Source organism: Gammaproteobacteria bacterium, assembly GCA_037388465.1.
Lineage (GTDB): Bacteria > Pseudomonadota > Gammaproteobacteria > SpSt-1174 > SpSt-1174 > JARRKE01.
In genome coordinates this window covers 1-10,694 of sequence record JARRKE010000070.1, presented here as the reverse complement: position 1 = coordinate 10,694, position 10,694 = coordinate 1, and the positions used below count along the sequence as shown (strand labels likewise).

General features: G+C 62.8%; 9 protein-coding genes. 3 read left to right on the top strand and 6 right to left on the bottom strand.

Annotated features, from left to right (window positions below; genetic code table 11):
- On the bottom strand, positions 1-286 hold a 286-nt coding region (locus P8Y64_11625), incomplete at its 3' end, for a hypothetical protein (GenBank protein ID MEJ2061114.1).
- Between the two features lie 254 nt (positions 287-540).
- Here P8Y64_11625 and P8Y64_11620 point away from each other — a divergent pair.
- Positions 541-2,073: a SulP family inorganic anion transporter gene (locus tag P8Y64_11620; GenBank protein ID MEJ2061113.1), complete on the top strand. Its 1,533-nt coding sequence runs from the start codon at positions 541-543 to the stop codon at positions 2,071-2,073.
- 169 nt (positions 2,074-2,242) lie between these two features.
- Here P8Y64_11620 and thrC read toward each other — a convergent pair whose 3' ends face one another.
- From thrC to alaC, 3 genes are all read right to left on the bottom strand, one after another.
- The gene (thrC, locus tag P8Y64_11615) at positions 2,243-3,325 is read right to left on the bottom strand and encodes a threonine synthase (protein MEJ2061112.1); all 1,083 of its coding nucleotides are present in this window, start codon (positions 3,323-3,325) and stop codon (positions 2,243-2,245) included.
- A gap of 46 nt (positions 3,326-3,371) precedes the next feature.
- Entirely contained in the window at positions 3,372-4,685 is a 1,314-nt protein-coding gene (locus P8Y64_11610) for a homoserine dehydrogenase (protein MEJ2061111.1), read from the bottom strand.
- 64 nt (positions 4,686-4,749) lie between these two features.
- The gene (gene alaC / locus P8Y64_11605) at positions 4,750-5,943 is read right to left on the bottom strand and encodes an alanine transaminase (protein ID MEJ2061110.1); all 1,194 of its coding nucleotides are present in this window, start codon (positions 5,941-5,943) and stop codon (positions 4,750-4,752) included.
- 271 nt (positions 5,944-6,214) lie between these two features.
- On the opposite strand from alaC, the gene P8Y64_11600 reads away from it, so the two are divergent.
- Positions 6,215-6,586, top strand: coding sequence for an Mth938-like domain-containing protein (locus tag P8Y64_11600; GenBank protein ID MEJ2061109.1), 372 nt, complete (start codon positions 6,215-6,217; stop codon positions 6,584-6,586).
- Positions 6,587-6,636: 50 nt separating this feature from the next.
- Here the strand turns inward: P8Y64_11600 and P8Y64_11595 are convergent, their stop codons facing one another.
- Complete coding sequence (locus P8Y64_11595; protein MEJ2061108.1) at positions 6,637-8,310, bottom strand: EAL domain-containing protein; 1,674 nt, start codon at positions 8,308-8,310, stop codon at positions 6,637-6,639.
- A 51-nt stretch (positions 8,311-8,361) separates the two neighbouring features.
- Positions 8,362-9,750, bottom strand: a complete 1,389-nt coding sequence (locus tag P8Y64_11590) for a class II fumarate hydratase (protein MEJ2061107.1) — start codon at positions 9,748-9,750, stop codon at positions 8,362-8,364.
- 89 nt (positions 9,751-9,839) lie between these two features.
- Here P8Y64_11590 and P8Y64_11585 point away from each other — a divergent pair.
- Positions 9,840-10,694, top strand: an 855-nt coding sequence (locus P8Y64_11585) for a lyase family protein (GenBank protein ID MEJ2061106.1), incomplete at its 3' end; no start/stop codon positions are given.

Genomic DNA, 10,694 nt, shown 5'->3' with positions numbered 1-10,694 from the left:
TGTCTTCCAGTTCGAACTCGATACCGCCGATGAATTTCACGAAAATGTTGTAGATGACCGAACCGATGGCGACCCAGACATAGCCGAATACCAGATAGATCAGCGGCAGCGCCAAAAACATGAACAAGGGAAAATGCATCGGATTGCCGTGAACATCGACCGACGGCATGGTCATCGCCATCCACGCCGACATCGGCAATACAAATATCAGGCTGAGGACCGCCATCATGATTCCGAACACCTTGGCGTTCTGGTGCGGTGACAGCCGTTTAATCTGCTTTTTCATAACACGTCCTTTTGATTTGTTATCGCCCTGAATGTACAGCGCCGGGCCATCCCGCCGACCCCGCATTCATGCTGTCGCTTCTACATAACCGGCAGATCGTACGGAGTCAATCCCGCAATTGGCCGTTTTTTTCGCGTATTCCGCACCTTCAGTTCATTTTTTATTCATTAGAATCCGTTAATTTGCTAAACTCTCGCGCTTTTTGCCCCGCGACCCCCTCGCGGGGTTTTGTTTGCCTGTCCCCGGGAGTGGTGATGTTTTTCAATTTCGAGTGTACCGACAAAGGTTGTCCCAAGAACGATATTCTCTCCGGCCTCACGGTCGCCCTGGCGCTGGTGCCCGAGGCGGTCGCCTTCGCTTTCGTGGCCGGCGTATCGCCATTGGTCGGTCTGTATGCCGCCTTTATCGTCGGACTCGTCACCGCAGCCTTCGGGGGACGCCCGGGCATGATCTCCGGCGCCACCGGCTCGCTGGCCGTGGTCATGGTCGCGCTGGTGGCCCAGCACGGCGTGGAATACCTGTTCGCGGCGGTGGTGCTGATGGGCGTCATCCAGATCGCCATCGGCGTGCTGCGGCTCGGCAAGCTCATCCGCATGGTGCCGCACCCGGTGATGCTCGGTTTCGTCAACGGGCTGGCCATCGTCATTTTCCTGGCCCAGCTCAAAAGCTTCCAGGTCACCGGCGCTGACGGGACCTCGCACTGGCTGGACAACAAGGCGCTGGCGACAATGCTGGGCCTGGTGCTGCTGACCATGGCCATCACCTACTTCCTGCCCAAACTGACCCGCGCGGTGCCCTCCTCCCTGGCGGCCATCGTGGTGGTCACGCTGCTGGTGATCGGCTTCAACCTGGACAGCCGTACCGTGGGCGACCTCTCCTCCATCGGCGGCGGCCTGCCGCAGTTCCACATCCCGGCCGTACCCTTCACCCTACACACGCTGTGGATCATTCTGCCCTACTCCTTCATCTTCGCCGCCGTCGGCTTGATCGAGTCGCTGCTGACGCTCAACCTCATCGACGAGCTGACCGAAACCCGCGGCCGCGGCAACAAGGAATGCGTCGGCCAGGGTGCGGCCAACGCCATCACCGGCCTGTTCGGCGGCATGGGCGGCTGCGCCATGATCGGCCAGTCGATGATCAACGTGAACTCGGGCGGCCGCGGCCGCCTGTCAGGCATCAGCGCCGCCGTCTTCCTGCTGATCTTCATCCTGTTCGCCTCCGGCCTCATCGAGCGCATTCCGCTGGCGGCGCTCACCGGGGTGATGTTCATGGTGGTGATCGGCACGTTCGAGTGGTCCAGCTTCCGCATCATGGGCAAGATCCCCAAGTCGGACGCCTTCATCATCGTGCTGGTCTCGGCGGTGACGGTGGCCACCGACCTGGCCATTGCCGTCATCGTAGGCGTGATCATCTCGGCGCTGGTATTCGCCTGGGAGCACGCCAAGCAACTGCACGTTAAGAGCTACGAAGACGAGCAGGGCTCCAAGGTGTACGAACTCAACGGTCCGCTATTCTTCGCCTCGGTCAAGAACTTCCGCGACCTGTTCGACCCGAAGAACGACCCCAAGGACGTGGTGATCGAATTTCAGCACTCACGGGTGGTGGACCACTCCGCCATCGAGGCCATCGACAACCTGGCCGAGCGCTACATGAGCGCCGGCAAGCGCCTGCACCTGCGCCACCTGAGCGCCGAGTGCAAACAACTGCTGGACAAGGCGGGTGACCTGGTGGAAGTGAACGTCATCGAAGATCCGCGCTATGCGGTCGCTGATGATAGGTTAGCTTAAGAAAAACAACCGCATTATCCGCTAGGAAGTGGTCGTTCTCGCTATCTACACATCTATATTTTGCCTACCAAGCAAAGCTGTTTTTTTACTGTTCTCAATACAAAAAGGGCGAAAGTAAAAACTTTCGCCCTTTAATTATTGCCAGCCTATTGATTGGCTTGCTACCACATCAGTCAGCCATGTTGTCCATGATCGCCTGACGCACAGCGCCCAACTCGGCCGGCACGGTAACCATGGCGCCGTGGCTTTGCTTGATGGCGATGTCCGGGTCCTTCAGGCCGTGCCCGGTGAGCGTGCAGACCACACGGCTGCCTTCCGGGATCTTGCCGCTCTTGATGTCACGCATGGCACCGGCCAGCGAGGTGGCGGAAGCCGGTTCGCAGAACACGCCCTCCTTCTGCGCCAGCAGTTTCTGCGCGGCGAGGATTTCATCGTCGGTGCATTCGTCGAACCAGCCGTCGGACTCCTCGCGCACCTTCCAGGCCTTGTCCCAGCTCTGCGGATGGCCAATGCGGATGGCGGTGGCAACCGTCTCCGGATTGTCGACCATTTCACCGCGCATGAACGGCGCGGCGCCGGCGGCCTGATAGCCGACCATACGCGGGCGCGTGGTGACGATACCGTGCTCGAAGTATTCCGAGTAGCCCATCCAGTGCGCGGTGATGTTGCCGGCGTTGCCCACCGGGATGCAGTGGAAGTCGGGCGCGCATTCGAGCTCTTCGACGATCTCGAAGGCGGCGGTCTTCTGCCCCTGCAGGCGATAGGGGTTGATGGAGTTGACGATGGTGACGGGCGCCTGCTCGGCGACCTCCTTCACCAGGCGCATGCCGTCGTCGAAGTTGCCCTTGATCTGGATGACCACGGCGCCGTGCATCATGGCCTGGGCCAGCTTGCCCATGGCGATCTTGCCGTCCGGGATGAGCACGAAGGCGGTAATGCCCGCGCGCGCGGCGTAGGCCGCGGCGGCGGCGGAGGTGTTGCCGGTGGAGGCGCAGATGATGGCCTTGCTGCCCTCTTCCACCGCCTTGGTGACCGCCATGGTCATGCCGCGGTCCTTGAAGGAGCCGGTGGGGTTGAGGCCTTCGTACTTGACGTAGATGTCGACGTCGCAGCCCAGCTCGCGCGGGATGTTGTGCAGACGAATCAGCGGGGTGTTGCCCTCACCCAGGCTGATCACCCGGGTGTCGTCGTGCACCGGCAGGCGGTCGCGGTACTTGTCGATCAGGCCTGTGTATCGGGGTCGAAAAGGCATAACGGTTACTCTTGTTCAAACAGAATGAAAGTGTATCGCCGATCGCTCAGCGCTTCAGGGTTTCCATGCGGATGCGCGTGACCCTGCCGAGCACGACGTCCAGGGCCTCGATACGGTCCAGGGCCTTGTTCATGTTGCCCTCCAGCACGCGCTGGGTGAGCAGGATGATGTCCACGTCGTGCGCCTCGGGGTCGGGCTCGCGCTGGATGAAGGCCTCGATGCTGATCTGCTGCTCGCCCAGGATGCGGGTGATCTCGGCCAGCACGCCCGGCTCGTCCACCGCACGCATGCGCAGGTAGTAGGCGGTGTGCACGGCCTCCATGGGCAGGATCCTGAGGTCCACCAGGGCGTCCGGCTGGAAGGCGAGATGGGGCACGCGGTTCTCCGGGTCGGAGGTCAGCGCGCGCACGGTGTCCACCAGGTCCGCCACCACGGCGGACGCGGTGGGGTCGGCGCCGGCACCGGCGCCGTAATACATGGTCGGGCCGACGGCATCACCCTGCACCAGCACGGCGTTCATGACGCCGTCGACGTTGGCGATCAGGCGGCGGTGCGGAATCAGGGTCGGATGCACGCGCAGCTCGATGCCCGCGTCGGTACGGCGCGCCATGCCGAGATGCTTGATGCGGTAGCCCAGCTCCTGGGCGTAGACGACGTCCTCGCGAGTGATGTGCGAGATGCCCTCGGTATATACATGGTCGAACTGCAACGGGATACCGAAGGCGATGGAGGCCAGGATGGTGAGCTTATGGGCGGCGTCGATGCCTTCCACGTCGAAGGTGGGGTCGGCCTCGGCATAGCCGAGTTCCTGCGCCTCTTTGAGCACGTCGGCGAAGTCGCGACCCTTGTCGCGCATCTCGGTGAGAATGAAGTTGCCGGTGCCGTTGATGATGCCGGCCAGCCATTCGATGCGGTTGCCCGCCAGGCCCTCGCGGATCGCCTTGATGATGGGGATGCCGCCGGCCACGGCGGCCTCGAAGGCCACCATCACGCCTTTGAACTGGGCCTCGGCGAAGATTTCGTTGCCGTGATGGGCGATCAGCGCCTTGTTGGCGGTGACCACGTGCTTGCCGTTGGCGACGGCCTTGCGCACCAGGTCGCGGGCCAGATCGGTGCCGCCGATCAGCTCGACGATGATCTGCACCTCGGGGTCGTTGACGACCTCCATGGGGTCGGTGGTCAGCCGGATACCGGTGGTTTCGCAAATGCGCTTACGGTTCAGGTCACGCGCCGCCGCGTGAGTGACCTCGATGCCGCGCCCTGCCCGGCGCGCGATTTCCTGCGCATTGCGGCGCAGCACGTTGACGGTGCCGCAGCCGACCGTACCCAGACCTAACAGTCCAACCTTAACGGGTTCCAAACCTGATGACTCCTTAAATTACTCGATAACTTGTTCTGTGCCGTTGCGGCGCTTCCGCCTGACCTCAGTCGGGCGCGTAGCCGTGCTCGCGGAACATGTGGCGGATACCGCGGATCGCCTGGCGGGTGCGGTGTTCGTTCTCGATCAGCGAGAAGCGCACGTGATCGTCGCCGTAGCTGCCGAAACCGACACCCGGCGACACGGCGACCTTGGCTTCCTTCAGCAATAGCTTGGAGAACTCCAGCGAGCCCATCTCCAGGAAGGGTTCGGGGATCTTGGCCCACACGAACATGGTCGCCTTGGGTGGCGTGACGTGCCAGCCCACGCTGTTGAGCCCGTCGCACAAGACGTCGCGGCGGCGCTGGTACATGCCGCGGATGTCCTCGACGCAGTCCTGCGGCCCGTCCAGCGCCTGGATGGCGGCGACCTGGATGGGCGTGAACATGCCGTAGTCCAGGTAGGACTTCATGCGCGCCAGGGCGGCGACCAGGGTCTGGTTGCCGCACATGAAACCGACGCGCCAGCCGGGCATGTTGTAGGTCTTGGACAGGGAGTAGAACTCCACCGCGACTTCCTTGGCACCCGGCACCTGCAGGATCGAGGGCGCCTTGTAACCGTCGAAGACGATCTCGGCGTAGGCGTTGTCGTGCACCACCCAGATCTGGTGTTCGCGTGCTATCTCCACCACCTTCTCGAAGAAATCCAGCTCCACGCACTGCGCGGTGGGATTGGCCGGGAAGTTGAGGATGAGCATCTTGGGCTTGGGCCAGGAGTCCTTGATCGCCTTTTCCAGCTCGGCGAAGAAGTCGACGTCCTCGGTCAGCGGCACGTGGCGGATGTCCGCGCCCGCGATCACGGTTCCGTAGGGGTGGATCGGATAGGCCGGGTTGGGCACCAGCACGGCGTCGCCGGGGCCCAGGGTCGCCAGCGCCAGGTGGGCCAGGCCCTCCTTGGAACCGATGGTGACGATGGCCTCGGTCTCGAGGTCCAGATCGACGTCGTACTTGCGCTTGTACCAGTTGCAGATGGCGCGGCGCAGGCGCGGAATGCCGCGCGACAGGGAATAACGGTGGGTGTCGCCACGCTGGGCGGCCTCGACCAGCTTGTCCACGATGTGCTTGGGCGTGGGCTGGTCCGGGTTGCCCATGCCGAAATCGATGATGTCCTCCCCGCGTGCCCTGGCTCGCGCCTTGAGATCGTTGACGATATTGAAAACGTAGGGCGGAAGGCGCTTGATGCGTGGAAACTCGTCGATCACGGCAGTATTCAGAAGAAGGTGTTGGGGAAAACAGCGACCCTTTGCCGGCCGGGCACGACCGGTGCGCCGCCGGGATTTTCCCGGCTAAAACCGCGGATTCCACGGGCTGCAACACACGAACGGCACGGAGCCTGGCGAAGCGGACCACATTAAGCATCAGCCCTGCCGCTGTCAATGCGCCGACACGGCCTACCCCACGCGCGGGGCGGGTTTTCGGTGCCCATCGGCCCCGGGCGGTATAATCCCGCACAAAGCCAGTGCACGACCGATCATGAAATTTACCGAAGAAGTCAACGAGTCGAGTTTCGTCATCCACGCCTACGAGGCGGGGTTTGTGAACGTCAACGAGACCCTCTACCGCAGCAGCCTGATCGTCTCCCCGAACTTCATCAAGCCGGACTGGCGCCCGGAGACCTTCGAGGAGCTGTGCGCCGAGGACCTGGCGCCCGTGCTGGAGCTCCAGCCGGAGATCCTGCTGATCGGCACCGGCGGCCGGCACCAGTTCCCGCACCCGCAGATCCTGCGCGATATCTATGCGGCAGGTATCGGGGTCGAGATCATGGAAACCGGCGCGGCCTGCCGCACCTACAACATCCTGATGGCTGAAGGCCGCCGGGTGGCGGCGGCGCTGCTGATGATCTGAGTGGATTCCGTCCCGGCTGAGCCAGGAAACATCAGCGCTAAGAACCCGTTCTAGTGGTATTGGCGTTCGCGGTGATGCCCCGAGGCCAGAAACATCTCCGGGCTGCCCCCGCTGATGCGCTCCACCCAATCCAGGAAGGCATCCGCCGCCACGGGTTCGTGGATGTAGTAGCCCTGAGCGAAGTCGCAACCCAGCTCGGCGAGCAGCATCAGGGTCTTGCGGTTCTCCACACCCTCGGCGACCACCGTGCGCGACATGTTGTGCGCCAGGTCGATGGTGGAACGCACGATGACTTCGTCGTTCTCATCGTGCGCCATGTCCATCACGAAGGACTTGTCGATCTTGATCTCGCTGGCTGGCAGGCGCTTGAGGTAGGCCAGCGAGGAATAGCCGGTGCCGAAATCGTCGATGGAAAAGTCGATGCCGTAATCCACCAGGCGGCTGAGCACGTCCATCACCAGTGCGGGATCGGACATCACCGCGCTTTCGGTAATCTCCAGCTTGAGGTTGTTCGGCTTCAGTCCGTAATCCTGCACACCCTTGACCAGGAAATGGGTAAAGGCGGGATCGAGCAGGTTCTTCACGGACAGGTTGGCCGACACTGTGAGCTCCAGCCCCCGCGCCTTCCATTTGGCGATGTCGCGCAGAATGACGTCCAGCACCCAGCGGTTGAGGATGTTGATGACGCCGGACTGCTCGGCCAGCGGGATGAATTCGTCGGGCATCATGCGGCCGTAGCGCGGATGCTTGGGCCAGCGCACCAGCGCCTCGGCACCCTCGACGCGGTAGGTGGTGAGGGAAAGCTGCGGCTGGTAGTAGACGATCAGCTCGTCGTGTTCGATGGCATGGCGCAGTTCACCCACCAGCGACAAATGCGTGGGCGCATGCGTGTCCAGATCATGGTGGTAGCTGATCACCTTGGTCGGGCCTTTCTTGGCCTCGTACATGGCGATCTCGGCGCGCTTGAGCAGCACGTCCTGCTCGCGCCCGTCGCGCGGGAAAAAGGCGATGCCGATGCTGACGCCGACATCCACCGAATAGCCTTCGATGTTGAACGGCAGTTCCAGCTCGTGGTGAATCTTGTCGCCCAGCGACATGATGCGCCCCGCGCCGCCGGCCTTTTCGACCAGAATGCCGAACTCGTCGCCGCCCAGCCGGGCCAGCACGTGCGGCACACCCACCGAATCGTGCAACCGCTTGCCAACCTCCTGCAGCAGCAGGTCGCCGTAATGATGTCCCAGCGTGTCGTTGACGACCTTGAAGCGATCCAGGTCGAGCATGATGATCGCAAAACTCTTGCCGCTGTCGGCACGCTCCTGCACGAGCTGGGCGATGTGGCTGGCGAAATGGCCGCGGTTGGGCAGGTTGGTGAGGTCGTCGTGGGTGGCGCGATGGCGTTCGAGCGCTTCCACGCGTTTGATCTCGCGGATGGTGGACAGGCCCAGGTGGCTGACCATCAGCACGAACCCCGAACCGGCGGCCATGAACAAGGTGATGGTAAGTTCCGCGAAGTTGAGCAGATGCTGCGCCAGGTATACGCCGTATACGGCGTAACCGACGATGAACAACAGATTCAGAAAGAACAGGAAACGCCAGGCGGTGTTGTACTCGCGGGCTTCGCGGTTGATGTGCAGGGTGGGATAAAGCGAGGCCGCAAGCATGATGATGCCGAGCAACAGCAAGGCATAGGCGATCAATTCCGGAATGAAGCTCAACGGTTCCATTGACGGTTACGCTACGACGTCGTCAGCCCCTTGGTTGTTCGATCCGGCCTGTTATTCATGCACGCCCCCTTCAGTCAGTCGCAGCGGATCCAGCAAACGTTCAAGCTCGTCGCGCTCCATTCCGGTGACTTCCTGCGCCACATCCAGGATCGGGCGCCCCTCAGCATAGGCTTGTTTTGCGATCGCTGCACCTTTTTCATAACCGATGATCGGATTCAGCGCCGTCACCAGAATCGGATTGTATTCCAGCGGCTCGCGAATATTCGCCTCGTTGACCGTGAATCCGGCAATCGCCTTGTCGGCCAGCACGCGGCTGGCGTTGGCCAGCAAGCGGGTGCTTTCGAGCAGGTTGTAGGCAATCATCGGCAACATCACGTTGAGCTGGAAGTTGCCGGACTGTCCACCCACCGCAATCGCCGCATCGAAACCGATCACCTGCGCCGACACCATACAGACCGCTTCGGGTATCACCGGGTTCACTTTGCCGGGCATGATGGAGCTGCCGGGCTGCAGGGCGGGCAGCGAGATCTCGGCCAGCCCGGCCAGCGGACCGGAATTCATCCAGCGCAGGTCGTTGGCGATCTTCATCAGCGCCGTGGCCAGCGCCTTGAGCTGACCGCTCGCGCCCACGGCCGCGTCCTGCGCGCTCAACGCCTCGAAGCGGTTGTCGTTGGCGCGAAACGGCGTGCCGGTCGCGGACGACAACTGCGCAATGGCCTTTTCCGCCATCCGCGGGTCGGCGTTGATGCCGGTACCGACCGCCGTCCCGCCCAGCGCCAGCGCGTGCAGGTCGGACAGGCTGCGCTCGATGCGCAGACGCGAATTGCGCACCTGGGCCGCCCAGCCGCCGAGTTCCTGCTCGAGCCGCAGCGGCATGGCATCCATCAGATGAGTGCGGCCGGTCTTGGTCACACCCTGACAGGTCTCCGCACGTTCGTGCAGCGTCCGTTCCAGATGTTCAAGCGCGGGGATCAGCTCCTCCTGCATCAGCAGCGCCGCGCTGACGTGCAGCGCGGTCGGGATGACGTCGTTGGAGCTCTGCCCCATGTTGACGTGATCGTTGGGGTGCACGTCCAGACCGCAGGCCGCGCCCGCCAGCCGGGCGATGACCTCGTTGGCATTCATGTTGGTGCTGGTGCCGGAACCGGTCTGGAACACATCGACCGGGAAGTGCTCGTCGTGCACGCCGTCGGCGATCGCCAGGGCAGTCTCGCTGATCGCCTGGGCGCGGGTGGCATCCAGCGAGCCGAGCTCGGCGTTTGCCAGGGCGCAGGCGGACTTGACCAGCCCGAGCGCGCGCAAAAAAGCCCGTGGCAGACGGTAGTCGCTGATGGGGAAGTTCTCCACCGCGCGCTGGGTCTGCGCGCCGTAAAGTGCGTCGGCGGGGACCCGGAGCTCGCCCAGGCTGTCTTTTTCGGTGCGGTACTTGGAATCGCTCATGTAGAAAAGGCTCGCTAGGCCTCGGCTGAAAATGTGCGCGTAGTATAATCCCTGCTCTCGATGATTATGACGCCCCGCCAGGAGATTGCATGGAATTCTCACCGCTTACCGCCATCAGCCCCGTCGACGGCCGCTACTCCGACAAGACGGAAGCGCTGCGCCCTTATTGCAGCGAATACGGCCTGATTCACCACCGGGTGCTGGTCGAGGTGCGCTGGCTGCAGGCCCTGGCGGCCCACGATGCGATCCCCGAGGTGAAACCGCTCAGCGATCACGCCAGCGAACTGCTCGATCATCTGGTGACGCATTTCGACGTGGCACACGCCCGGCGCGTGAAGGAAATCGAGCGCACCACCAACCACGACGTGAAGGCGGTGGAATACCTGCTCAAGGAAAAGATCGTCGGCAACGAGGAGCTGGAGGCGATCAGCGAATTCTTTCATTTCGCCTGCACCTCCGAGGACATCAACAACCTCGCCTACGCGCTGATCCTGAGCGAAACCCGCAGCCAGGTGCTGCTCGAGCAGATGGACAACGTCATCGACGCCATCAGCGGGCTGGCCGACGAGTTCGCCGGCATTCCGCTGCTGTCGCGCACCCACGGCCAGCCTGCCTCCCCCACCACCGTGGGCAAGGAACTGGCCAACGTGGCCTACCGCCTCAAACGCCAACGCGCCCAGTTCGCCGCGGTGCCGATTCTGGGCAAGATCAACGGCGCGGTGGGCAACTACAATGCGCACATGGTCGCCTACCCGGAAGTGGACTGGGAGACCTTTGCGCAGAATTTCGTCACCTCGCTGGGCCTGGCGTGGAACCCCTACACCACTCAGATCGAACCGCACGACTACATCGCCGAGCTGTTCGACGCCCTGGCGCGCTTCAACACCGTGCTGATCGATTTCAGCCGCGACGTGTGGGCGTACATCTCGCGCGGTCACTTCAAG

Excerpts from the sequence above, each read along its gene's own strand:
- P8Y64_11595 (MEJ2061108.1), bottom strand. The coding sequence starts at position 8,310 with ATGGAACCGTTGAGCTTCATTCCGGAATTGATCGCCTATGCCTTGCTG.
- thrC (MEJ2061112.1), bottom strand. The coding sequence starts at position 3,325 with ATGCCTTTTCGACCCCGATACACAGGCCTGATCGACAAGTACCGCGAC.
- P8Y64_11600 (MEJ2061109.1), top strand. The coding sequence starts at position 6,215 with ATGAAATTTACCGAAGAAGTCAACGAGTCGAGTTTCGTCATCCACGCC.
- P8Y64_11620 (MEJ2061113.1), top strand. The coding sequence starts at position 541 with ATGTTTTTCAATTTCGAGTGTACCGACAAAGGTTGTCCCAAGAACGAT.
- P8Y64_11590 (MEJ2061107.1), bottom strand. The coding sequence starts at position 9,750 with ATGAGCGATTCCAAGTACCGCACCGAAAAAGACAGCCTGGGCGAGCTC.